Annotated in this window: 26 protein-coding genes, 2 pseudogenes and 2 riboswitches; of the genes and pseudogenes, 5 read left to right on the plus strand and 23 right to left on the minus strand. The window is 35.9% G+C overall.

The features are described 5' to 3' along the window. Positions 1-5: 5 nt before the first annotated feature. The 12 genes from thiE to OTJ99_RS11270 all read right to left on the minus strand — a co-directional run bounded on the left by thiE (position 6) and on the right by OTJ99_RS11270 (position 10543). On the minus strand, positions 6-671 hold the full coding sequence (thiE, locus tag OTJ99_RS11215; protein WP_045166182.1) for a thiamine phosphate synthase: 666 nt from the start codon (positions 669-671) through the stop codon (positions 6-8). Further along, positions 658-1263 carry a sulfur carrier protein ThiS adenylyltransferase ThiF gene (gene thiF, locus OTJ99_RS11220; RefSeq protein WP_045166181.1) on the minus strand — a complete coding sequence of 202 codons (606 nt, stop codon included), beginning with the start codon at positions 1261-1263 and terminating at the stop codon, positions 658-660. Before thiF ends, thiE begins: the two co-directional genes overlap by 14 nt. Further along, a complete protein-coding gene (thiH, locus tag OTJ99_RS11225) occupies positions 1260-2378 on the minus strand; it encodes a 2-iminoacetate synthase ThiH (RefSeq protein ID WP_045166180.1) in 1119 nt (372 codons plus the stop codon). The genes thiF and thiH overlap by 4 nt, the downstream gene beginning before the upstream one ends. Before the next feature lie 30 nt (positions 2379-2408). Next, entirely contained in the window at positions 2409-3173 is a 765-nt protein-coding gene (locus OTJ99_RS11230) for a thiazole synthase (RefSeq protein WP_045166179.1), read from the minus strand. Positions 3174-3248: 75 nt separating this feature from the next. Then, positions 3249-3443 carry a sulfur carrier protein ThiS gene (thiS, locus tag OTJ99_RS11235; RefSeq protein WP_083943575.1) on the minus strand — a complete coding sequence of 65 codons (195 nt, stop codon included), beginning with the start codon at positions 3441-3443 and terminating at the stop codon, positions 3249-3251. 172 nt (positions 3444-3615) lie between these two features. After that, positions 3616-3741: riboswitch (TPP riboswitch) on the minus strand. A gap of 101 nt (positions 3742-3842) precedes the next feature. Beyond that, positions 3843-4052: an RpnC/YadD family protein gene (locus tag OTJ99_RS11240; protein WP_235374935.1), complete on the minus strand. Its 210-nt coding sequence runs from the start codon at positions 4050-4052 to the stop codon at positions 3843-3845. Between the two features lie 15 nt (positions 4053-4067). Next, positions 4068-4760, minus strand: coding sequence for an Rpn family recombination-promoting nuclease/putative transposase (locus OTJ99_RS11245; RefSeq protein ID WP_235374934.1), 693 nt, complete (start codon positions 4758-4760; stop codon positions 4068-4070). Positions 4761-5005: 245 nt separating this feature from the next. After that, positions 5006-5239, minus strand: coding sequence for a hypothetical protein (locus OTJ99_RS11250; RefSeq protein ID WP_045166178.1), 234 nt, complete (start codon positions 5237-5239; stop codon positions 5006-5008). Positions 5240-5282: 43 nt separating this feature from the next. Beyond that, positions 5283-5696 (minus strand): YhfC family glutamic-type intramembrane protease, encoded by a 414-nt coding sequence (locus tag OTJ99_RS11255; protein WP_268748525.1) that lies wholly within the window; start codon positions 5694-5696, stop codon positions 5283-5285. A 58-nt stretch (positions 5697-5754) separates the two neighbouring features. Beyond that, positions 5755-6066 (minus strand): YhfC family glutamic-type intramembrane protease, encoded by a 312-nt coding sequence (locus tag OTJ99_RS11260; protein ID WP_268748524.1) that lies wholly within the window; start codon positions 6064-6066, stop codon positions 5755-5757. Between the two features lie 137 nt (positions 6067-6203). After that, positions 6204-8366, minus strand: coding sequence for a YhgE/Pip domain-containing protein (locus tag OTJ99_RS11265; RefSeq protein WP_045166177.1), 2163 nt, complete (start codon positions 8364-8366; stop codon positions 6204-6206). Between the two features lie 32 nt (positions 8367-8398). Next, positions 8399-10543, minus strand: coding sequence for an efflux RND transporter permease subunit (locus OTJ99_RS11270; protein WP_045166176.1), 2145 nt, complete (start codon positions 10541-10543; stop codon positions 8399-8401). 138 nt (positions 10544-10681) lie between these two features. Here OTJ99_RS11270 and OTJ99_RS11275 point away from each other — a divergent pair, with 138 nt between their 5' ends. Together OTJ99_RS11275 and OTJ99_RS11280 are read left to right on the plus strand one after the other, a co-directional pair. Next, on the plus strand, positions 10682-11053 hold the full coding sequence (locus OTJ99_RS11275) for a CBS domain-containing protein (RefSeq protein WP_045166175.1): 372 nt from the start codon (positions 10682-10684) through the stop codon (positions 11051-11053). 65 nt (positions 11054-11118) lie between these two features. Continuing rightward, on the plus strand, positions 11119-11886 hold the full coding sequence (locus OTJ99_RS11280) for a tRNA (adenine-N1)-methyltransferase (protein WP_045166174.1): 768 nt from the start codon (positions 11119-11121) through the stop codon (positions 11884-11886). A gap of 82 nt (positions 11887-11968) precedes the next feature. Here OTJ99_RS11280 and OTJ99_RS11285 read toward each other — a convergent pair whose 3' ends face one another. The 8 genes from OTJ99_RS11285 to OTJ99_RS11320 form a co-directional block, all read right to left on the minus strand. Next, positions 11969-12949, minus strand: coding sequence for an Rpn family recombination-promoting nuclease/putative transposase (locus tag OTJ99_RS11285; protein ID WP_045166173.1), 981 nt, complete (start codon positions 12947-12949; stop codon positions 11969-11971). Between the two features lie 345 nt (positions 12950-13294). Further along, a complete protein-coding gene (locus tag OTJ99_RS11290) occupies positions 13295-13642 on the minus strand; it encodes a hypothetical protein (RefSeq protein WP_045166172.1) in 348 nt (115 codons plus the stop codon). A gap of 7 nt (positions 13643-13649) precedes the next feature. Continuing rightward, positions 13650-14120: an SPOCS domain-containing protein gene (locus OTJ99_RS11295; protein ID WP_045166171.1), complete on the minus strand. Its 471-nt coding sequence runs from the start codon at positions 14118-14120 to the stop codon at positions 13650-13652. 75 nt (positions 14121-14195) lie between these two features. After that, positions 14196-14687, minus strand: coding sequence for a DUF3794 domain-containing protein (locus OTJ99_RS11300; protein WP_045166170.1), 492 nt, complete (start codon positions 14685-14687; stop codon positions 14196-14198). Then, the gene (locus OTJ99_RS11305) at positions 14624-15040 is read right to left on the minus strand and encodes a DUF3794 domain-containing protein (RefSeq protein WP_052671527.1); all 417 of its coding nucleotides are present in this window, start codon (positions 15038-15040) and stop codon (positions 14624-14626) included. The genes OTJ99_RS11300 and OTJ99_RS11305 overlap by 64 nt, the downstream gene beginning before the upstream one ends. 201 nt (positions 15041-15241) lie before the next feature. Next, positions 15242-16468 (minus strand): glutamate 2,3-aminomutase, encoded by a 1227-nt coding sequence (gene eam, locus OTJ99_RS11310; RefSeq protein WP_045166169.1) that lies wholly within the window; start codon positions 16466-16468, stop codon positions 15242-15244. A gap of 150 nt (positions 16469-16618) precedes the next feature. Next, positions 16619-16767, minus strand: a riboswitch (cyclic di-AMP (ydaO/yuaA leader). Between the two features lie 42 nt (positions 16768-16809). Then, positions 16810-17001 (minus strand): type II toxin-antitoxin system RelE family toxin, encoded by a 192-nt coding sequence (locus OTJ99_RS11315; RefSeq protein WP_307735279.1) that lies wholly within the window; start codon positions 16999-17001, stop codon positions 16810-16812. Positions 17002-17019: 18 nt separating this feature from the next. Then, positions 17020-17217 (minus strand): hypothetical protein, encoded by a 198-nt coding sequence (locus tag OTJ99_RS11320; protein ID WP_045166167.1) that lies wholly within the window; start codon positions 17215-17217, stop codon positions 17020-17022. A gap of 228 nt (positions 17218-17445) precedes the next feature. On the opposite strand from OTJ99_RS11320, the gene mntA reads away from it, so the two are divergent. From mntA to OTJ99_RS11335, 3 genes and pseudogenes are all read left to right on the plus strand, one after another. After that, positions 17446-17877, plus strand: coding sequence for a type VII toxin-antitoxin system MntA family adenylyltransferase antitoxin (gene mntA / locus OTJ99_RS11325; protein WP_045166166.1), 432 nt, complete (start codon positions 17446-17448; stop codon positions 17875-17877). Then, complete coding sequence (gene hepT / locus OTJ99_RS11330) at positions 17861-18295, plus strand: type VII toxin-antitoxin system HepT family RNase toxin (protein ID WP_045166165.1); 435 nt, start codon at positions 17861-17863, stop codon at positions 18293-18295. Before mntA ends, hepT begins: the two co-directional genes overlap by 17 nt. 4 nt (positions 18296-18299) lie before the next feature. Continuing rightward, a pseudogene (locus tag OTJ99_RS11335) lies at positions 18300-19367 on the plus strand (DUF1646 family protein). A 93-nt stretch (positions 19368-19460) separates the two neighbouring features. Here OTJ99_RS11335 and OTJ99_RS11340 read toward each other — a convergent pair. The 3 genes and pseudogenes from OTJ99_RS11340 to OTJ99_RS11350 form a co-directional block, all read right to left on the minus strand. Continuing rightward, entirely contained in the window at positions 19461-19670 is a 210-nt protein-coding gene (locus OTJ99_RS11340) for a heavy-metal-associated domain-containing protein (RefSeq protein ID WP_045166164.1), read from the minus strand. A gap of 52 nt (positions 19671-19722) precedes the next feature. Next, positions 19723-22169, minus strand: a pseudogene (locus tag OTJ99_RS11345) (heavy metal translocating P-type ATPase). Between the two features lie 153 nt (positions 22170-22322). Further along, positions 22323-22745 (minus strand): DUF134 domain-containing protein, encoded by a 423-nt coding sequence (locus OTJ99_RS11350; protein WP_045166163.1) that lies wholly within the window; start codon positions 22743-22745, stop codon positions 22323-22325. Positions 22746-22749 lie beyond the last annotated feature (4 nt).

Below are 22749 nucleotides of genomic sequence, written 5' to 3' on the forward strand. Positions count from 1 at the left end.
CAAAATCAGCTCCTTTCAAACTCTTTTATAATATCCCAAAGCTTTTTTATTTTTTGTGAAATGTCATCGCTACCTACAATCTCTGTCACAAGGCTGACGCACTTTGCACCCGCCTCAAGCACATCTTTTAGATTGTGCTCTTTTATTCCACCTATTGCAACAAAAGGTATCTTGCAGTTTTTTGCTGCCCAGCTGACCATCTCAAGGCCAATCGGCGGATGTGGCTTGTCTTTTGTAAAGCTCTGAAACACAGGACCCAAACCAATATAGTCAGCTCCATCTTCAACTGCTTTTTCAACTTGATCTTTTGTATGGGTTGTAACACCGATTATAAAGTCTTCTCCTAAGATTTTTCTTACCTCTTTCGCTGGATAGTCTTCCTGCCCCAAGTGAACACCGTCCGCCCCCACCATCTGGCACAGGTCCACATGGTCGTTTACTATCAAAAGCGCACCATATTGCCTGGTAAGTTTTCTGATTTGCAGACACTCTTCATATTTTTCTTTTAGACTTTTGTACTTTTCCCTGTACTGGATTATTTTTATTCCACTCTCAAGCATTGCCTTTACAACTTCTATATTCGACCTTCCATTTGAAAATTTCTCAGCTGTCAAGCCATAGATGTTGTAGTTTTTAAAAAGCTGCAGCTTCTCTTCTTTACTCAAGCTCACTCACCATCCTCAATACTTCATCTGCCTGCATTGCGGCAACTGCCATTACCTTTGGTGCAAGAGGCTTTTTTTCTTTGATTGATGTCACAAAATCGCCCACAACTGAAAAGTTCTTGCCACGCTTTATTTTGATATTCTCACAATCGCCAAACCCTGCAACGCCTGAGGCTAAAACAACTTTCTTGCCATGATCATGTGCTTTTTTGAAGATGAGCATTTTTGTCTGCTCATTGTCAACTGCCTCAACAATTATGTCATGCTGTAAAATCAAATCATCTATATTTGACTCATCAATTTTCATATTCAGAGCCTTCACAGTTATATACGGATTTATCTTCTCAAGAATGTCTTTGAGGGCTGCCACTTTTTCCTGCCCTGTCTGGTAGAAGAAATAGTTTTGCCTGTTGAGATTTGAAACATCTACCTTGTCAAAATCAACGATTGTAAGGTTTTTAACGCCACTTCTTACAAGCATAACTGCAATGTTAGAACCAAGCCCACCACAGCCAATGATAAGAATCTTCACTTTTGAGAGTTTTTCAAGCATCTTTTCATCAAAGTAGTTTTTAAGCATCATCTCAAATAAGCTCATACACTTTTCACACCCTTTACCCAGTTTGTAAACTCGGGTCGAAGTCCTTTTTTAATTATAACATCTACAACCTCAGATACACTTCTTCTATCTTCTACCTCAAACTGAGCCTCAGCATCTTCGTCTTTTTCTTCTGCATACCCACCAACTGTTGTTTTAGAACCTGCTGACATCTTGGTTATGCAAACATCAATCAAAGCATCACGAAGAGAAGGCCTTTCTCTTGTTGACACCACAATTCCAACTCTTGGAAGGTATAGCCTTGCAATGATCAAAAATTTGATAAATTCCTTGTCTGATACAGTGTATGGTGGTATAAACTCTGTGCCAGCGCTTCTGAACCTTGGGAAGGAGATTGAAATTTCAGCTTTTGGAAACTTGTCAAGCAGGTACTCTGCATGAAGTATTGCACACAAAACATCTTTTTTGGGCTCAGAAAGTCCCAAAAGTGGGCCTATACACGCCTCATGAAATCCAGCTTTTAATGCTCTTTCAGGTGCATTTAGCCTGAATTCAAAGTCTTTTTTTGGTCCAAATGGATGAAGCTTATCATAGTCTTCTCTCTGGTATGTCTCTTGGTATACAGTGATTCCAACAACTCCAATGTTCGATAGTTTCCTATATTCCTCCTCAAAAAGGGGATACACCTCAATTGAAACCTCAGACATATAGTTTGTTGCAATACTGCAAGCTTTTTCAATGTATTCAAATGAAGAGTTGATCCTATCCTCGCCTGTAAGGATTATAACAGAGTCAATCCCCTCTTCTTTCATCTTTCTAAGTTCATTTTCAATCTCTTCAAAGCTCAGCTTTTCTCTTTTGTAGTTTTTCCTGGATGAAAATCCACAATAAACACAGCCGTTTTGGCAGTAATTTGCAATGTAAAGCGGAGCATACAGAAGAATAACTTTGCCAAAATTCTCGCGTGTAAGCTTTTGAGCTTTCTTTGCCATAAGCATTATATCTTCTTTGCTGCTGACGTTCAAAAGCTTTGCTAAATCCTCTTTTGTCAAAAACTCCTTATTCTCTATAATCTCGCAAATTTCCCTGTGAGAAGGAGCATAGTCTTTGTACTCTTCAAAAAGTTCTTCTGCCTCTTTTAAAAAGCTGACCATTTTGACAGCACCTTCTTTTTTAAAAAATTTTTAGCCGCTTATAAAATCCTCCAAAGGTGATGATGCCTGAGCATACTCATACTCTTTCAAAAGCCCAACTTCAAAAGCAAGCCTTCCTGCCTCAACTGCCTTTGCAAACGCTATTGCCATCTTAAGAGGATCAGCTGACGTTGCAATTGCAGTGTTAATTAAAACAGCATCTGCTCCCATTTCCATTGCCTGTGCTGCGTGAGATGGTCTTCCAATCCCCGCATCAATTATTACAGGGATTTTTATCTCGTTTATGATAGGCTTTAAAAGCACCTCACAGCCAATTCCTTTGTTTGTCCCAATTGGCGAGCCAAGCGGCATGACTGCTTCAACTCCAATTTGTTCAAGCTCTTTTGCAAGGTTAAGATCAGGGTAGATGTAAGGAAATACCTTAAAACCCTCTTTTACAAGGATTTCACAAGCTTTTAGCGTCTCAAAGCTATCTGGGAAAAGATATTTAGTGTCCTTTTCAATCTCAACCTTTACCCAGTCAGAATCTGTAAGTTCTCTTCCAATCATAGCAATCTTTACTGCTTCTTTGTGGTCTTGTGCACCTGATGTGTTTACCATAATTGTGGCACCTTTCGGAATGTACTCTAAAACATTTTTGGTATGCTTGGTGTTAGGACCAATTCGCCGAACAGCCACCGCAAAAACCTCAATGCCGGCTTCATAGTACATCTTTTCAATTAGGCTATAGTCAGGAAGTTTGCCTGTTCCAACAAAAAGCCTTGATTTTAACTTCTTGCCACCTATTTCAAACATACAGCATCACCTTTCTTTGTAATTTTTGTGATTGATTTGTAACACAGTTGTTTTTGATATGATTTTTTAATTTTTTTAGCCGCCGCCAACAAAGCTTACAATCTCAACATAGTCACCATCTTTTAAAACAAAATTTTCCCAATCATCTTTCTTTACAATCTCGCCATTTACCAAAACTGCACAGGTCTTAGGATTTAGATTTAAATTCAGCACAAGATCTAAGATGTTCCCACAAAACTCCATTTCTTTGTCATTTACTCTTATAAGCAAAGTTCTCACCTACCCTACAGGCTTTTTGCAAGCTAAAAAGTGTCTCAAAAGTGCTCTTAAAACAAAAAGCTGCCTTTTGCCGGCAGCTTCTTTTTTTTTGTTCGCGTCTGAATGAGCTTTTATATAAACAAAAAAGCCTTTAATGCCGGACTTTATAGCATTAAAGGCTTTTATTTTTTGCACTTTTCTTCCCTTCGCCGGCATTACCCGGATCAGGTTCAAAGGGTCAAGGCACGGGGATTTTTTAGTGCCTACTCTCAGCCGAGCTTTGCCCCGCTCAGCTCCCCCTTAAAACCAGATATTTAATTTTTCACTTTTTAGTATACCACTTTGGAAAAAGCTTTGCAAGAAAATCAAACTCAACAAAAAACTTTAAGTTATAAGAACCACAGTTTGTTCTTACTTCAATTTTTTTATTTCTTCAGGTGTAAGACCCGTATACTTTGAAATAAGCTCTATAGGTTGATTATCTTTTAGCATCTGTTTTGCGATTAATTTCATTGCGCGTTTCATACCTTGTTTCATGCCTTGCTTCATTGCCTCTTTAGCAATTTTTTTCTTTTCTCTTTCAATTCCTTGCTTTATCTTTTCTGCTGTGCTTGAAAACATCTCATCCACCTCCAATCATGATTTTTTAAACATTTCTTCTGCTTCTTCTTCACTAACACCATAAGACCTTAAAATAACCTCATACAACCAATCAGCTAATTCTTCTCTCTGTTCCCAGTTAAGATGTATTTTTCCTCTTAAATTCAATATTCTATTAAGCACCCTTTCAGGATTATTAGATACTTGGTCAATGTACATTGCTATTGCTAATACGTTTGATGCACTAATTAACTTCTCCTCGGGTATACTTTTGATATCTAAGAATATCACCTTGAAATTTTGTGCGTACTCAGGAAAATCTTCTGCAAATAGGCTAATTTCGCTATACTGTTCATTAGGTTTCCAATGACTTATACCATTATACAGCACAATTGGCACAACTACTGGTATTTCACCATTTACTTTGTTTTTGAGCTGAATGAGATGCATATATTCATATAATCTGTGTAAAATTCTCTTGTCCTCTCTACTTTGAAATTCAATGGTCAAACAAAAGAAAGAATCTTTATACTTTATCTTATATACTATGTCTGAGCTTTTCTTTTGCCACTTTTTATTTATCGACTCAGTTGCAATAATCTCTATATCATTCTTTTCTATTCTTCTAAATCTTTCTTCATTTAAAACATCCTGTAAAAACCAAATTAGATTCTCTTTATTAGAAAACAATTTTTTGTATCCTTCATCATACTTTCTATAAGTGCTCATACTTTTCTCCTTTTTGTAAAATTACAATCATTGCAAAAAGTCAATGCTATTTTTATTATACCTCTTTTAAATCATCGATAACAATAAGCTTTTTCAGATTCCAAATCTATCTAAATTGTAATATTAAATACAACATTTTTTAAAAGAAACTGAAAATTATCAATTGATTAAGGCTTCAATAATTTTGTTTATCGTTACATTTAATTTTACAACAAACAATAAAGTTTTTTAAGTTGTTCTGGACCTTAGTTAATCTTCTCCTGCGCTATTTTTTCAATCTCTTCAATACTTAGGTTGGTCGCCTTGGATATGATATCGTATGAAATTCCTAACTGAATCATTCTTTTTGCTGTCTCTATCCTCTCTTGCTGGATACCCTGTTGAATTCCTTGTTGAATCCCTTGTTGGACTCCTGCCAAAAACTCTTTTGTTTTTGCTTCATCCAAAAGTCTTGCCACATTTGACACAAACTCACCCATTAGCTCCACCCCCTTTTTTATACACACCTTTCTTTCAGCCCTTTTAGCTTTCTTGTATTTTATGAATGTCTTTCCACTTTATGATATAAATTAGACTCAATACAGTCCATAGCAAAACTACAAGTTTAATAGCAAATATATTAACTTTTACTAATGCCATATATGCAGCAGGGGCATCAATGATTGTGTGAAGCAATATTGCAAAAGCAAGATAATACAGCCTCTTTCTTTTAACAGCTACCAGAACCAAAAGCGAAAAAGCAATCTGAATTGTCATTGTGAAGACTCTTTCAAAACCGGCAAGAAGAAATGTCGAAGCAGGTGTTTCAATAAGTGCACTTTTTATAGACTTAATTACCTCAGGAGAAACTTTGCCTTTTAAAAGAATATCTAAACTGCCAGAGTTAATTAAAAAAGAATACACAATGTTATTTATATAGGCTATTCCAACAAGCAAGATTGATTCAATCCCACCATGTCCAACCCCATAAGCAAGACCGTTTTGATAGTTTAGCCTATCTTTTTAAAAACCCTCTAAAACCAATATATCTTCCAACCTCTTCAAAAATCCCAGCTGTCAGACCCAAAAAGAGAGAGTATACAATGTAATGCTTGGAAAATTGTACAAAGTAACTTTGTTTTGACAAGATCTGAAGTATCGGAATTCTCAGAATAACCTGAGAAATGAAAAATATTAATGCTACTATTAAAATTGATTTTAAAACTCCTGAGTACTTCTTTAAAACAATCACAGCCAGCACAACCGGAAAGCCTACTGAAAGAAGAAGTGTAATGCACATAAATATGATTTTGAGATTAGATACCATAACAAAACACCTCTTTTTAAGTTATATATGTGTTATACAGAATTATATACCATAGAAGCTTTAATTATCAAACAAAATAAAAAAAGAGGGCTTTTGCCTCAGTCTACCTGAATGTGCAAAAGCCCCAAAAGCCATTTTCAAAAGCTTTTCTTTTCATGAGCCTTTACATTTGCTGTTTTTACCTCTTCTGAAACCTGTTTTTCTTCTTTTGCCTTTATCTCATCTGTCTTTAAAACAAATTTTACCTCACCATCAAGCTCATCCGAAATACCAGAAAATGTCTTATAACTCTGAGAAAATTCTTTCAGTTCATTCAAAGTGTCTTTTATATCATCAAGTTTCCCCAATGCCTCATCTGTTTTTGAATAGAGCTCTTTTATACCTTCATTGTGGAACTTTCGGTAGCTGTTGCTAAGAACCAGTGTTCCATCTTCAAGTTTTTTCGAGCCTTCCAAAAGCTTCTCTGAAGCTGAATAAACCATTTTTACCTTCTCATCAAACTTTTCCATTCCGCCGGAAAGCTGTTTTGCACCATCTTTTAACTTTTCTGTGCCGGAGACAAACTGTGCTGTTGCACTGTCAAGTTTTGCTGTGCCTTCACAAAACGCTTTTGTACCGCTTACCAGCTGTTCTTTTGAAGCCAAAAGTTTTTTTGCTCCTTCATCCAAAGCTTTTTTGCTGTCTTTTAGCTTTGCTGCTGACTGGTCTAAGACTTTTTGATTTTGCACAATCAAATCAGACGAGCTTGCAATTTTAGCCTGTGCATCTTTTAATTGCAGCAAAGCTGTGCTTAACTTTTCTTGCCCTTGAGACATCTTTTTTACATTGTCAAGAATCTGCGAAAGACCATTTATCATTGCCTGTTTTGAATCAATCAACCCCTTTATTGCCTGTCTTTGCTTGTCAATTCCTGCTATGAGGTTTGCAACTATGTCCTTGACAACAGGGATGTTCTCTAATTTTTGCAAGCCAGAAATAACTGTGTCAAATCCATTATAAACAATGTTTAAAACCTCAAGCTCTTTTTTGGTCCCTTCAAGAACATTTTGAATTGCATCCTGCAGCCTCTTTGCCCCAGCCTCCAAATCTTTTTGTGAAGAAGCAACCAAATCAAGCCCAGAAGATACCTTCTTTACTGCATCAAAAAGCTCTTTGTTTTTTCTAGACAAGGTCTGGTATCCATCTATTATCTTAATTGCACCGTCAGAAAACTGTGAACTTCCATAGGTATACTCATAAACCCCATTTCCAAATTCTGTAACACCTTTGTAAAGTTTTTGTGAGTTTTTGAGCAGTTCACTTGTACCTTTTCTTAGCAGCTTTGAAGAAGCGTATAGCTTTTCAGCCCCAGCTTCAAGACTCTTTACCCCTTTGTAAAGCTCACCTGACCCGTCTGACAAAAGTTTCAAACCATTTGTGAACTTTTCAAAATTTAAAGTAAACTCTTTTTCACCCTCAGATATTTTCACAGCACCTTCAAGGATTTTTTCACTGGATGTGTAAAGTGTATTAATTGCTTTTTGTAAGCTATCAACCGAATCAATCTCTTTTATATCTTTTATATCAAGCAGCTTATTTGTCGCAACCATATAGATTGGAGAAAGCTCAAAATTTTTACAATCAGCAGTAATTTCTATATACTTTAGAACATCTACAATATCACTTTCGCTTTCCAGCCCAAGACTCTCCAACAGGCCAGGAAAGAGTACCGAAACTACAGCCTGTGTATTTCCTTCTGTTATGACCTCACCAGCATTTGTCTTGACATTCTTGAATTTATCAAGAGGAAGATTTACAACCGCCGCAAAGGTCAAAGGTAGATAAATTGTTCTGTTTTTCCCATTTATTTTCACAATCTTTTGTTCTTTGCTTGCAACCTCTATCTTTATCTTTACCTTTCCAGACTTACCTGCTAAATCTTGGGGTTTTATCTCTTTTCCATTTAAATAGTATTTGATTGAAACCTCAAATGGAAGCTCTTTTGAAATAGTGCCCTGGTAAAACAAATCATTGAAATTTAACTTCCAGGTGATATACTCTCCATCTTTTTGAGGACTTTCATCGCCCTTTAGATTTACTATATTTTTAAGCTCTGATTTGTCTTTTATTGTGACATTTGGGGTATCTGAGTGTATCCAGTCTGTGACTATCTGGCTTTTTACTCTGCCGCCAGCGTCCAAAATGACATATACTGTTTCCTTTTTGACAGCCGTATTAGCAAAAGCAGTAATGTTTGTGAACAAAAACACCACCGCAAGGCTGAGAGAAATTAGTTTTAAAAAGCCTTTATTTCTCATCATTGTACTACACTTTCCCTCCTCTTCTCTTCACTTTATAACGTTTCATATTCTTCTGATGGCTTTACAGAAGCTTCTTTTGAACTCCAACCAAAAGTTGTTTTAGCAATTGCACCTTCAAAAAGAAGTAATAATGATGGCAGAATAAACAATATAACTATCATGCTTATAACTGCACCTCGTGAGAGCATCTCACACAGGCTTCTTATCATATCAATCTTTGCAATGAGTGCTACAGCCAATGTAGAAAATGCAAATGCCAGCGCACTTGTTACAACAGAGCGTGAAGATGTTTTTACAGCTATTTTTATAGCTTCAAATCTATCATGACCTTTTTGAATTTCTTCTCTAAACCTTGTTGTCATCAAGATTGCATAGTTAATAGCAGAACCAAGCTGGATTGTTCCAAGTACAATTGATGCAATAAACGGCACTGTTACATTTGTGTAATATGGAATTGCTAAATTGATGAATATCGCAAGTTCAATTGCCAAAACTAAAATTATTGGAATTGAGATTGATTTGAATGTTATGAGTATTATCATAAATATTGCCAAGATAGAGATAAAATCTACTCTTTTCAGGTCTGTGTCTGCCATCTCAACAAGGTCTTTGGTCAATACTCCTTCGCCTGTAACATATGAACGCTTAGAATATTTTTTGACTATTTGCTGTATTCTTTCTATCTGGGCATTTTCTTCATTTGTAGCTGATTTGTAAATGGAGTTTATCATTATGAGCTTGAAATTTCCTTTTTCAAAGTTCTCCTTGACAGACGATGGTATAAACTCATCTGGAATAGCCGGTCCCAAGATATCGTCAAATGCCAATACCTTTTCAACACCTTTGACCCTTTTTATTTCTTCACACATGTTTTTAATCTGATACTTCGGCACTGACCTGTCAACTAAAACCATATGAGTTGTTGTCATGTTGTACTCTTTTTTAAGAAGGTCGGTTGCCTGCACAGATTTCATTGTCTTTGGCAAAGAATCTATGAGGTTGTAATATTCTTTGATGTTCACTCTGCCATAAATAGCTGGTATAAATGCAAGCAAAAATACAACAAAAAGCACTACATGGTATTTTGTTACAAACTCTGCTGTTTTAGAGAATGTCGGAAGGATATTTTTAAGTCTAAATTTGTGGATTGCCCTGTCAAATGTTAGAATCAAGGCAGGCAAAATGGTTACAGTTCCAATAACACCGAGGAATACTCCTTTTGCCATAACTATGCCAATGTCTGCACCAATTCTTAGCCTCATCGCACAGAGTGCCAAGAACCCTGCAATTGCAGTTGCAGCACTTGACAAGATTGCAACAAGAGTCTTTGAAATAGCCTCTGCCATTGCCTCTTCTTTTAAGTCAAACCTCTTTCTTTCCTCATCGTATCTGTGCATCAAAAATATTGAAAAGTCCATTGTAACACCAAGCTGCAACACTGCAGCAAGTGATTTTGTAATGTATGATATCTCGCCTAAGAATTTGTTTGTACCCAAATTGTATATGATAGCCATCCCGATGCTTGTCAAAAACAGGATAGGTACAATAGGTGATTCCATCGTCAACAATAGAAGGATGAATATAAATATTACAGCAACAAGTACATACAAAGGAGTTTTTCTGTCCGACAAATCCCTTGTATCTTTTATAATTGCTGACATACCACTTAAAAAGCACTGAGCTGTAGCAATTTTCCTTATCTTTGATATTGCATTTTGAGTTTCAAGTGATGATGCTGAGTTTTTAAACTGGATAAGCAGAAGGGTTGAGTCTTTGCTATAAAACGTGTTTTTCAAAATATCCGGTAGCATCTCTTTTGGAATTGTTGGGTCTAAAAAATCGTCAATCCATATGACCTTTTCAACCCCATCAACCTGTGAGATTTTACTCTTGAGCTTTTGTATACTTGATATGTTCATATCTCCTTTTACAATGAGCATTGAAAGTGCAGCTTGCTTAAATTCCTTATCCAAGATATCTTGCCCTTTTACTGACTCTAAATCCTTTGGAAGGTATGTGAGAATGTCATAATTGATCTTTGTGGTGACAAACCCATAGATTGATGGAATCAAAAGCAAAATTGCAATTGCTAAAACAAGTTTTCTGTGCTTTGCAACAAAAAGCCCAAACTTGGGTACAGCCGCATCATCTCCATTTCGATTTTGACTAATAGTCATGATTTATATTATAAACAAAATTGACTAACAGTCAATACATTAAATAAATTTTTGGGGTTGTAAAAACTTTTGGGTATATAATAATAGCAAGAGGAGAAATTTTTTAAGAAAAATAACATTTGTTCTGGAGGAGATAAGATGCTCTCAAACATTATTAACCAAGATTTCATAAAGCTTTTTCCAGCAGATACAGTAAAGCATGCTTTAGAGCAAATGCAAAAAAGAAAGAAAAGCGTTGCGGTTGTTGTAGATGAAAATGACTTTCTGAAAGGAATTATAGTAAAAGCCGATATATACAGGTTCTTAAGTCAGCCTGGGCACTTTGAAACATATCCTGTTGAGCTTGCAATGACAAAGTCGGTAATTACTGTTGATAAAAACGATGATATAAAACATGTTGCAAAGCTTTTGCGTGAAAATGACATCTCAGCTGTGCCTGTCTTAGACAATGGAAAAGTAATAGGGCTTGTAGGGCTTGAGGATATAGTTGATTACTTTATAAAAATGTAGTATTAAATATTCAAGTAAATTTTTAAAAATTGCAAAAAAATCTGTTGTGAAAAGGGGGCTAACAATTGCACCAGGGATTTGAAACAAAAAGGGTTATAATTGGCCCAGATGGTTTTAAAAAAGTAGTTGACATAACCGTACCAAAGAGAGTAAATTTGCCAACAGGATATATAGATTCTACTTCTTTAGCGCAAATACCACCAGGCGGCAGTTTTGTAGCAAACGATGTTGAATATTATGTGTTTCCTTGTGACACATTTGACTATGTTATGCATTATCTAAAGCGCCACACCCAGATTGTCTACCCGAAAGATGGGGCATACATACTCATGCGCCTTGATATAAACCCTGGAAAAAGAGTTGGTGAAGCAGGTACCGGCTCTGGAGCTTTCACTTTATATCTTTCAATGGCTGTAGGAAACGAAGGAAAAGTATATACCTACGAGCAAAGAGAGGAGTTTTATAAACTGGCAGAAAAGAACATTAAGGGCTTTTCAAAATTTGACAATGTCGTGATGCATAATAAATCAATCCTCGATGGAATAGAAGAAAAAGATTTGGACGCATTTTTCTTGGACATAAGAGAACCAGAAGAAGCTATACCTGAAATCAGAAAAGCATTAAAGCCTGCAGGGCACTTAGGAATACTTGTACCTACAACAAATCAGGTTGCTGAAACCCTGAGAGCTTTAGAAGAACATAAGTTTTATGTATCTGAAGTTGTGGAGATTATGATGCGCCAGTACAAACCCGTGCCAGAAAGGCTCAGGCCTGATGACAGGATGATAGGCCATACTGCTTATATGATCTTTGGAAGGAAAATTGGTGAGTAAAAACAAAGGGTTGGACAGTTTTTTCTGCCCAGCCCTTTTGTTTTTTAAAGAAAATTTCTTTGGACAAAGCGAAAAAAATCATTTAATTATTATGCTTTGCGCGCAGCTCCTTTATCTTTTCAATATCAAGCCCTGTTATCTCATGAATTTCCTCATCTGAATATCCTTTTACTATCATCTTTTCTGCTATCTCAAGCTCCTTTTTCTGCAGCCCTTGTTGCAGTCCTTGTTGCAGTCCATCCTGAATTCCTTTTTGAATTCCTTCGTGATACCACTCTTCTCTTATTTTTCTCAAATTTTGAAAAAGTGGCATTATACCTGCACCTCCTGTTATATATTCCAAAATATCTCTTGCTTCTTGTATCTTCTCTTCACCTAATTCCTTCAATGCAGCTGGCAAACATATCCTTAGGGTATTAATCTCCTTTTCTTTTGCACCTTGTAGATATTTATTTAAATCTAAAAACAATCTTTCTAATTCCTCACCTGTTCTCACCTTATTCAATTTTAATATTAAACTTAAAACATCTTTATATTTGAACACCATCTCTTCAGGATTATTTAAATCAATCAGTATGTATTCAAAATCTACTATATACTTTCCAAACATCTCAAAATTCATTATTCTCTCTTTCAAATTTACAATCGCTGTCCAAGGATTATCACCATCGTATAAAACTATTGGCACAACTGGTGGAAATTCAAAACTTTTATTTTTAAATTGATTTTTATCAAATTGCTTGAGCCAATCTCTCCAAATGTCGGTTATATAAAATAACAACCTCATAGCCATGTTATAATCAACTGTAGATTGGTGTTCAAACAAAATATAGAAAAAAACCTCTTCTTCTTGCAATCTTGCCTTGTACAAAAGATCACTTTCCTGTTCAGAAAAATCTGGCAATACATAATTTTTGTCCACCAGTTCAAGGTTTTCTTCTGTTAGTTCATTAAATATCTTTATCTTGCCAATCCTTCCCAAAAGTCTCAAAAATAGGCTTTTGTTGGAAAATATATATTTGTATTCAAGATCATTTATATTGTAAGGTAAATTATCACACATTAAATTCCCCTACATGAAGTGTTTTATAATAATTATACCATGAATTATCTGAAAAGAAAACTAAATACACTAAAAAGCAGGGCAATAACGATATTTTATAGTAAATCTTTACAACATCATAAACGAGCTTGCACGAATTGGCTGTGCAATTATTTTCATCTCCTCTGAATTTTCAGAACTGATTGGCATGTGTGACAGGATTTTGGTTTTGAGAGAAGGCAAAAAAGTTCATGAGTTTTCAAAGAAGGAAATGGATTATGATAGAATTTTAAAAAGTGCAATGGGAAGTTTAGAAAGCAAATAACAAAAAATCTTGATGGTATACACCACCAAGACTAAAACTTTTCACTCTTCATTGTCATATTGCGGCATAGGATGATAAGGATGAGGTTTTTCTTTCTTTATTATAGTAACCTTAAACTCTCTTATCATGTCAAGCTTTTTGATTATGATATTTTGCTTTTGAATAAGCTTTTCTAAAATCTCTGCAACAAGCTTTTGAAGACTAAGTAGCTGTGAAAAATCCTCAGCTTTTTGAAGATCATGGCTCGCAACAACTCTTTTTATCTTCTCAGACTCAGCATTCATAAGATTTGCAATAGCCATCTCTTCTTTTGCAATGGATTCTAAAATCTCATTTGTAATTTCATCCCTTGGCTTTCTGACAAACTCTGGACCACTCAAAGCTATCATCACTTCCTTACTTTACAGACTTGCACTTGGCAGTTATCAACACTAAAAAGCATCCTTTGATTCTTCTTTTGTCTACTACCTCAAGATCAGCCCACTCAATATACATCTTAACATCGCAGCAGCCACAAAAGCTTTTGTGAGTCTCTTCCAAGCATTTGATGTTTATAAAAGCATCAACATCATGGCATAAATGTACATTGTGAACAGATTGCTGTGGATTTGCAGCTGTGTACATCACATTTAAGTTTATTGTACCTGTAACAACTATTTTGTCACCAAGCGGCCCGCAGATTAGCTTGCACTTTTTTCTTGTAATTTGCATCACTACCGACGAAAAATTTTCTATCTCTGGCTTTGACTCTGAAATTTCAAACTCTGCCTTTGTCAGCACTTGTTTATAAACGTGTGTCTTTTTTACATCGTCATACTCATGTGGTTCAATTACCCCTAAGTATGCACAACCTTTTTGTATTTCCATCTTTCCCTATAGACCTTTTTAACATTGTTCTAATGTTGATTTTATGGCAACTTCTCCTATTTAATGATACTAAATTTAGCCAAGTACAGTTGATAGTGCGCTATTTAATGTTGCCCAGATGAAAAGGACTGTGCATTTTTCAATTGTTCTTGGGTCAAGAAGTGATACTGTCACATCTTCAATCAGCACGTTGGTTTTTCCAACCAAAACACCATTTAAAGTGATACCCAATGTCTGCAGAAGCTGTAATGTGTTTGTGCCAGCAGGAAGCTTAAGTGGCACTTCGATGAATGTGCAAAATGGTTCAACATACAAAACTGAGTGAACAGACTGCTCTGTGACATTGGCTGTGTATATGATCTTTTGTTTGAGCTCACCATCAACAACAATTTTCAGTCCAACAGGTGTTGGAATTACTCTTGAGTCTGTCACCTTTGCTTCAATCAAGACTGTGTTTATTTGCTCAACATCAGGTTTTTCCTGAGGAATTGTGAGTTTTTCTTCTACAATATATTCTGTGTTAGGATTTGTCGGAAGTAAAGTTGGAAAGCTTGGCGCATCAGCAATTCCGGCACATTCTGATCAGTTGGAAGATTGAGTGGTATATCTATAAAGTTGCAAAAGCCTGTTATAAACATTGCTGAGTGAATAGACTGTGTTGGCTTATTTGCAACATATGTTATCTTTTGCTTAAGTTCACCTTCGATAATTACTTTTAGCCCGGTTGGTGTTGCAATTGCATAGTAGTTTTTTATACTTGCCTCTACCATAACAGAGATAATTTGCTCCATCTCAGGCTTTTCTGCAGGTATTGTAACTTGTTCCTCTACCTCAAACTGGTTGTATCTGTCAAGAGTTGTAAATGTGGGAAACTCAGATACATTTGCAACCCCTTCGATACTGATAAAGTTTTTGAGCATCAAACCATCATCTCTGTTTTTATTGTGTTTACATAAGTATAATATGAAATGGAGTAAAAATGTGTGAAAGGAATTTTTAGAAGAAAGATGGGACAGTATGAGGTTAAAATGATTCCTCAAGATCTCGTTGCAAATAACAAAAACAATATAAAAGAGCAACCACAAAATTGCGGTTGCTCAAGACAAAAACTTAAATTAGTCTTATTGCCCATTCTCCACCTCAAAAACCTCACCTTCCCAGTTTCTAAACACAACCTTATCTTTGCCAAAGTAAAGAAGATAATTTGGCAAAATTGGGGTTTTCCCCTTGCCCTTTGGTGCATTTATGATGTATGTTGGAACTGCCATGCCGGAGGTTCTACCTCTGAGGCTTTCAATAATCTCCATGCCCTCTTCAATTGTCACCCAAAAGTGCGATGTTCCCTTTACCCTTTTTGGATGAAAGATATAGTATGGCTTTACCCGGATTTTTAAAAGCTCTTGATTGAGCTTTCGAACAACATACTTATCATTGTTGATCCCATTTAACAAAACCATCTGGTTACCAAGTGGAATGCCGCTATCTACCAGCATCTCGCAAGCTCTTTTTGATTCTTTCGTTATCTCTCGCGGATGATTAAAATGTGTGTTGATATAAATAGGGTGATATTTCTTTAGCATATTAACAAGTTCTTTTGTAATTCTTTGTGGCAAAGTCACAGGTGCTCGTGTGCCAATTCTGATTATCTCAACATGAGGTATTTGCCTGAGTGACCTTAAAATCCACTCCAAAATCTCATCAGAAAGCATCAGAGCATCTCCGCCTGTGATAAGTACATCTCGAATGTGAGGATTTTGTGCCACATACTCTATTGCATCTGTAATATCATCTAAGGATGCGTGTGTGTCAGTCTCGCCAATGAGCCTTCTTCGCTGACAAAATCTGCAAAACATCCCACATATGTTTGTAACCTTTATTATGAGCCTATCTGGATAGCGCTGTGTAATAATCTTTGTAGGTGATGTGTGCTCTTCGTCCATTGGGTCAAGCTCTCCTTTTTCTATCAGCTCAAATGAGCTTGGGACTGATTGCTTTTTTATTGGGCAGTTTGGATTATCCGGGTCAATTAGCGATAAATAATAAGGTGAGATTGCAAAGCGATAAATCTTACCTACTTGCTCTATTTGCTGTGCTTCTTTTTCATCAAGGTTTAGAAGATCTTTTAATATTTTGGCTGAGGCAATTCTATTTTTCAGTTGCCATTTATAATTTCCCCAGTCATTTTCACTGGCACCAAAGTAAGAAAGTATCTTTTTCTTTTGATATTCAATTTTTTCCTCATCCTCTATACCAGTCTTGATTGTGTCTTTGACATCTAAGTAGTCTTGAATTGCTTCTTTTAACTTTTCAAACCTCTCCTTATTGTTAACAACATCTAACCTTTCCATTTGCCAGATACCTCCTTTCAAAATTTAACACCCAGGCATTTTACAAAAATAAAAGCAGCCAAACTCCATAACCTCGGAATTTGGCTGCTTTGAAATCAAAGGCAAAGGAACACCTTCCTTTTTCAAAAAAAGGCATAAAAAAACTCCTTTTGCCTCCCCTTTCAAAGCTTCCGAGGTTAGCTGACGGGTTCGGGCCGAAAGGGTTAGCCCTACAGAAGCTTTTGGCTTCTGATTCACCCCAAGAAAAATTGGGTCCCCCGTATCCCAAGGTTCACTTGGGAATTCAGCTTTTCAAAAGGAGTACAAGACTATCTTTACTTTATTTTTTCTGGTACAAAAACTTATTTATATATGTCTCCTCTTGGTCCAATATCATAGACATAAATTATAAGTCTATCTTTCTCTAAACTATATATTATCCTGAGATCACCTTCTTTGTATCTGTAAAAACCTTCTAACTTCCCATGTAGTCTTGTAATTTTGGGAGAAGAAAGAGAGCCTAATATTTTGCGGCAATTTCTGCAAATACTTATATGCTTCTTTAGAAAATATTATATTGAATTTGTCGGATGTTCCCATCTAACGCTGCCACCTGTTTTAAATTCATTTTCTGCTTCTTTTAATCTATTCATAAGTTCATCATCGAGGCAAATTTCAGCGGTCTCTGCCCATTCATCTAACTCTTTTTTCAATTCAGGAGCATAAAAAGTAACAGGTATATTTTCAATGAGTTCTATCTTTACTTTCATTTCCTGCTATACTATTATCTGCACTATGATAACTTAAATTTTTTCTTTGAAATCCTCTATTTACACCTCTAAAAGCTTATAGCCATCTCTGTTATTTTAATTATACCACATCCATTAGCTTTGTAACAACATAAACAACTGAAAATCAAACTGAACATAATATTGTTGATTTTTCAATTTGTTTCATGATAAGATTAATTAGAGTTTCTAAAGAGGCTGGTGTTTTCTGTGTTGGACGTAGAATCAAAATTGCCAAAACTAATTGAATATTTTAGCTCAACACCTGAAATACTGGGTGTATGGATAATAGGCTCATATGGAACTGAATTTCAAACAGAAGACAGTGACATAGATTTGGCAATTCTATTTGACAAAGATATGAGCATTTTCGAAGAGATTGACATTGAAATTAAAATTTGTGAAATACTTGAAACTGATATGGTTGACATTGTCAACTTAAATAAGGCACCACTTACTTTGCAGTTCAAAACAATCAGTGAAGGAAGACAAATTTTTGAAAGAGATTTTAAAAAAGTTGCAGATTTTGAAGAGCAGGTTTTAGACCTATATCAAGACCATGAATATTTCTACAAGGCTTTTTGGGAAGATTTTAAAGCTTCACTATCAAAGGAGTCGAGTAATCATGCAAAACAACCTTGACTTAGATAAAATTTCCTTGAAAATGAAATATATCAGAGAATGTTTATCAAAACTTGAACAGCTCAAAAAATTAAGTTACCAAGATTTCATTGCTGATTTTAGGAATATCACAAGTTGTAAGTATCTATTACAAACATCAATTGAAGCTATTATTGATATATGCAATCATATCGTTTCAAGAAAAAAATTAGGTAAGCCTTCAAGTTATTCTGATACCATCAAAATTTTGCTTGAAAATAGTTATATTTCAACTAATTTAGCAGAAAAATTAATCCGAATGGTGAAATTTAGAAACAGAATAGTTCATTTGTATCTTGAGGTAGACAACCAAACTTTATATGAAATCCTCCAAAACAATCTTAGTGATTTTGAACTGTTTTGGAATGAGATTTCAAGCAAAATTTTTAATGAGGAGTGATGACATGGACTTTTTGCTGATATTAATCTTAGCTCTTGTTTTCATTTTGCCATTCGTGTTTAAAAAGGTGGAGCACAATTTAGAAATTTTTCTTTTTTTTCATGGGAATTTTGGCAACAATCGTTTCAAAAACTTTATCTGCGCATTTGATTGGACATATTCTCTCAAATTATCTTCTCTATGTTGTCACTGCAGTAGTTTTAATAATGGGCTTTCTCTTTAATCTCTCGGTTAACAAGCTTAAAAATGCTATTAACCTTTTACTTAGCAAGATAAACCTTGAAATCTTTATATTTTTGGTTTTGTTAATCTTGGGACTTTTCTCAAGCGTAATTACTGCTATTGTTGCAACACTGATAATGGTAGAAATATTACATCTGCTACCTTTGAAACATTCATCAAAATCAAAAGTTGCAATTGCTGGGTGCTACACAATTGGCTTTGGCGCTGCGCTAACACCAATTGGCGAGCCTCTTTCTACTATTGTTGTAAGTATATTGAAAGAAGATTTTGCTTATCTCCTTCGTCTTGTGGGTCACTATATTATACCTGTGATACTTGTCATGGCTTTACTTGGAAGCTTTATTGCTAAAAGAGAAAAGAAATTCTTTTACAGAAAAGAAGAGATGTCTGAAGAAGAAAGAAAGTATTTTGAAATAGAAGAACAGCACATAAAAGAAGTTGAAACACACAAAGATGTAGTGATAAGAGCAGGTAAATATTTTTGTTTATAGTGGCATTAGAGATCTTAGGAAATGGATTTAAACCGTTTATAGACAAATACATTGTAAAGCTTGGTGACAAGTTATTATTTTGGCTTAATACTATATCTGCCGTTTTAGATAATGCAACAGTTGCAGCTGCTATAATCAGCCCAAAACTTACCTCAAGCCAAGTAACTGCTATTCTTATCAGTCTCTTAGCAAGTGGTGGAATGCTCATTCAAGGAAACATTCCAAATATTATTGCGGCAAATAAACTCGAAATAAAGAGCAAAGAATGGGTTAAATTTGGTTTTCCTATAGGTCTGGTTTTATTGACAACCTTTTATGTTATTTTGTTAGTAATATAAAAGAAGGCTCCATTAAAAAGAGAAAAATTTAGAGCTGGGTAATACCATGAGGATTTGATTACCCAGCCCTGTTTTTATTTTTACAATATATTCCTATTCAATTCTCACAACCTCATACCCTGCATCATCAATTGCTCGACCAAACTCTTCATCTTTTACATCTTTACTTAGCTCAATGGTTGCAACGCCTCCTTGCAGATCAACCTTAACAGAGCTTACACCTTCTATGGCTTTTAGGCTGTTTTCCACTCTTCTTACGCAGTGTTCGCAAGTCATGCCTTCAATATAAATTTTCTTTGTCATTTCAAAACCCATCCTTTCTTTTAATTTTTTATATAAATATTAATTTACAGGCTTAAAATCTTTTTAGCCTCAGAGCGTTTGAAACCACAGAGACTGAAGAAAACGCCATAGCAAAAGCCGCTATAATTGGATTCAAAAGTGGTCCACCAAATATGTGTAAAACCCCTGCCGCAATCGGAATGCCCAATGCGTTGTAGAAAAATGCCCAGAATAGATTCTGTTTGATGTTCTGTATTGTCTTTTTGCTAAGCAGTATTGCATTACAACGTCCAATATATCATTTCTCATAAGAACCACATCAGCAGCTTCTGCTGCAACATCTGTTCCAGACCCAATTGCTATACCAACATCAGCTTGAGCTAAAGCTGGTGCGTCGTTTATCCCATCGCCCACCATCGAAACTTTTTACCTTCTCCCTGAAGTTTTTTCACTTCATTTGCCTTGTCCTGTGGCAAGACCTCCGTTAAAACCCTATCTATTCCAACCTGCTTTGCAATTGCTTTTGCTGTTTTTCTATTATCCCCTGTAATCATTGCAACGTTAATACCCATTTTATGCAAAAGCTCAATTGCCCGCTTAGCATCTGGCTTTACCACATCTGATACTGCTATTATGCCAGCAAACTTTCCATTCTGCGCTACAAACATAGGTGTCTTTGCCTGCTGTGAAAGCTTTTCTACATCAAGTAAGAAATCTATCTCAATCCCTTTATCTTTCATAAGTTTTTCATTACCAACAAGAATTGTTTGCCCATCTACCACTGCCTCTATTCCATGCCCTGAAATTGCTTCAAACTGACTTGCTTCAAAAAGTTGCAGATTCTTTTCCTTTGCTGCAGCAACTATTGCTTCACCTAAAGGATGTTCAGAGAGCCTTTCTGCTGACGCTACTATTTGCAACAGTCTTTCGCTTTCCCACCCATTTGCCGGAATTATGTCAGTCACTTTTGGTTTTCCTTCAGTGATTGTTCCTGTTTTGTCGAAGACAACTGTTGTGATCTTGTGCAAGATTTCTAACGCCTCACCACTTTTTATCAAAATCCCATGTTCTGCACCTTTTCCTGTACCAACCATGATAGCAGTTGGTGTTGCAAGACCCAAAGCGCACGGGCATGCGATAACTAAGACGGTAATAAATATTCTCAAAGCGAAAATAAATGAATTGTCAACAAAGTACCACGCAAGGGCTGAGATTGTAGCAATGAGAATAACAACTGGTACAAAATACCCTGAGATTACATCTGCCAACCTTGCGATTGGTGCTTTAGCGCTTTGAGCGTCCTCAACCAGCTTGATAATCTGTGCAATGACTGTATTCTTGCCAACCTTTGTAGCTTTTATCTTTAGCGTACCATTTTTGTTTATTGTAGCGCCAATAACCTTGCTGCCAGGTGTTTTTTCAACAGGGATGCTCTCCCCTGTTAGCATTGACTCATCAACAAAGCTTCTACCTTCAATTACTTCCCCATCAACGGGAATCTTTTCACCCGGTCTCACTAAAATTATATCCCCGACTTCAACTTCTTCTATTGGAATAACTATTTCATTTCCCCCTTGAATAACTGTTGCAGTCTTTGGCGCAAGCTCCATTAATTTTTTTATAGCCTCAGAAGCTTTACCTTTAGAAACTGCTTCTAAGTATTTGCCAAGTAAGACAAGGGCTATAATTACACCTGCAGTCTCAAAATACATCTCCTTTACATACTGGTAGTTACCCATTGCAATTTGGTATATAGCAAAAAGACCATAAAAAAAAGCAGCTCCTGTCCCAACTGCAATTAATGAGTCCATGTTGGGCTGCAGCTTTAAAAGCCTGCTAAAGCCTACCGTGTAGAACTTATATCCTGCAATGACAATTGGAATTTCCAATATTGCCTGTACAAGCGCAAAATTCAAAGGATGTTTTTCTGGCAGAATTATCTCTGGCAGCGAAACTCCCACCACATGTGCCATAGCAATCAATAAAAGTGGAACTGCAAATACACTTGCAATGACAAACCTTCTTAAAAAGACTATTTATCTCCTTTTGTTTTCGCTCTTGATGCAAATCTTCATAGGATGTCTTCTCAATCTCAAGTGGCGTATATCCGGCTTTTATTATCGCATTTTTTATTTCAGACAGTCTTACCTGAGATGAATCATACACAACTCTTGCTTTTTCACTTGCAAGGTTAACACTTACATCTTTTATTCCACTGAGTTTTGAAATTGATTTTTCGATTGCTCTTGCACATGAAGCACATGTCATGCCTGAAATAGGAATGGTTACTTCTCTAATAGTTTCCTCAACATCATCCAAAACACCATATCCAGCTCTTTCAACAGCTTCTTTGATCTTTTCAATGCTGGCTTTGCTCTCATCAAACTCAACAATAAGTTTCTCAGTGGCAAAGTTAACCGACGCATTACTTACTCCTTCTACTTTGCTAACACTTTTTTCAATCGCCCTTGCACACGAAGCACATGTCATACCTGTTACATTCAAAGTTTTTTTCTCCACATGTAACACCCTCTTTTTTAGCATTTGCCAATACAATTTTATTATACTCTACTATTTCTATATGTCAAGTAGGAATTATTTAAAAAATAATTTGTCTTTCGGTTTTATTATACCCAACTACTAAAAAATACTATCAGCTCTCTTTGCTTATCATCACCATCCTCCGTGGTGCCTGAAGCAGTGTCCTCTTCCTTTCCCTCTGTGACATACAACATGAGAAGAGTGGCATTCTGGACACTCATCCTTTTCTGATTCAAAAACTTTACCGCAATTTAAGCAAGTATACTTGCAATTCCCAAAAACGTAGTTACCACCTTCAATTCTGATAGCTTTGCCGTTGACCAAAGCATCGGCAATTTTTTTTCTCGCCTCTTCTAATATGAGCTGAAACGTCTGACGAGAAACCTGCATTTTTTGTGCACATTCTTCCTGCATGAGCCCTTCTAAGTCTTTAAGTCTTATTGCTTCAAGCTCCTCTACTTTTAAAACCACTTCATCATTTGAACCTTCTTTTGGTGAAAAGTAATTGAACCTTGGCAGAAATTCTACTCTTCTGCATCTTATTGGTCGTGGCAAGTCA

This window comes from Caldicellulosiruptor naganoensis (genome assembly GCF_026914285.1).
Classification (GTDB): domain Bacteria; phylum Bacillota; class Thermoanaerobacteria; order Caldicellulosiruptorales; family Caldicellulosiruptoraceae; genus Caldicellulosiruptor; species Caldicellulosiruptor naganoensis.

What these genes read in the sequence shown, in the direction of transcription:
- OTJ99_RS11305 (WP_052671527.1), bottom strand. Translation starts at nt 15,040, where the DNA reads ATGCTCAAAAACTTTATCAGTATCGAAGGGGTTGCAAATGTATCTGAG.
- OTJ99_RS11250 (WP_045166178.1), bottom strand. Translation starts at nt 5,239, where the DNA reads ATGGGTGAGTTTGTGTCAAATGTGGCAAGACTTTTGGATGAAGCAAAA.
- OTJ99_RS11265 (WP_045166177.1), bottom strand. Translation starts at nt 8,366, where the DNA reads ATGATGAGAAATAAAGGCTTTTTAAAACTAATTTCTCTCAGCCTTGCG.
- OTJ99_RS11285 (WP_045166173.1), bottom strand. Translation starts at nt 12,949, where the DNA reads ATGTGTGATAATTTACCTTACAATATAAATGATCTTGAATACAAATAT.
- OTJ99_RS11270 (WP_045166176.1), bottom strand. Translation starts at nt 10,543, where the DNA reads ATGACTATTAGTCAAAATCGAAATGGAGATGATGCGGCTGTACCCAAG.
- OTJ99_RS11290 (WP_045166172.1), bottom strand. Translation starts at nt 13,642, where the DNA reads ATGATAGCTTTGAGTGGTCCAGAGTTTGTCAGAAAGCCAAGGGATGAA.
- thiF (WP_045166181.1), bottom strand. Translation starts at nt 1,263, where the DNA reads ATGAGCTTATTTGAGATGATGCTTAAAAACTACTTTGATGAAAAGATG.
- eam (WP_045166169.1), bottom strand. Translation starts at nt 16,468, where the DNA reads ATGGAAAGGTTAGATGTTGTTAACAATAAGGAGAGGTTTGAAAAGTTA.
- thiH (WP_045166180.1), bottom strand. Translation starts at nt 2,378, where the DNA reads ATGGTCAGCTTTTTAAAAGAGGCAGAAGAACTTTTTGAAGAGTACAAA.
- OTJ99_RS11340 (WP_045166164.1), bottom strand. Translation starts at nt 19,670, where the DNA reads ATGACAAAGAAAATTTATATTGAAGGCATGACTTGCGAACACTGCGTA.
- OTJ99_RS11245 (WP_235374934.1), bottom strand. Translation starts at nt 4,760, where the DNA reads ATGAGCACTTATAGAAAGTATGATGAAGGATACAAAAAATTGTTTTCT.
- OTJ99_RS11320 (WP_045166167.1), bottom strand. Translation starts at nt 17,217, where the DNA reads ATGAAAGTAAAGATAGAACTCATTGAAAATATACCTGTTACTTTTTAT.
- OTJ99_RS11295 (WP_045166171.1), bottom strand. Translation starts at nt 14,120, where the DNA reads ATGGAAATACAAAAAGGTTGTGCATACTTAGGGGTAATTGAACCACAT.
- hepT (WP_045166165.1), top strand. Translation starts at nt 17,861, where the DNA reads ATGCAAAACAACCTTGACTTAGATAAAATTTCCTTGAAAATGAAATAT.
- OTJ99_RS11260 (WP_268748524.1), bottom strand. Translation starts at nt 6,066, where the DNA reads ATGGTATCTAATCTCAAAATCATATTTATGTGCATTACACTTCTTCTT.
- OTJ99_RS11275 (WP_045166175.1), top strand. Translation starts at nt 10,682, where the DNA reads ATGCTCTCAAACATTATTAACCAAGATTTCATAAAGCTTTTTCCAGCA.
- OTJ99_RS11230 (WP_045166179.1), bottom strand. Translation starts at nt 3,173, where the DNA reads ATGTTTGAAATAGGTGGCAAGAAGTTAAAATCAAGGCTTTTTGTTGGA.
- OTJ99_RS11240 (WP_235374935.1), bottom strand. Translation starts at nt 4,052, where the DNA reads ATGTTTTCAAGCACAGCAGAAAAGATAAAGCAAGGAATTGAAAGAGAA.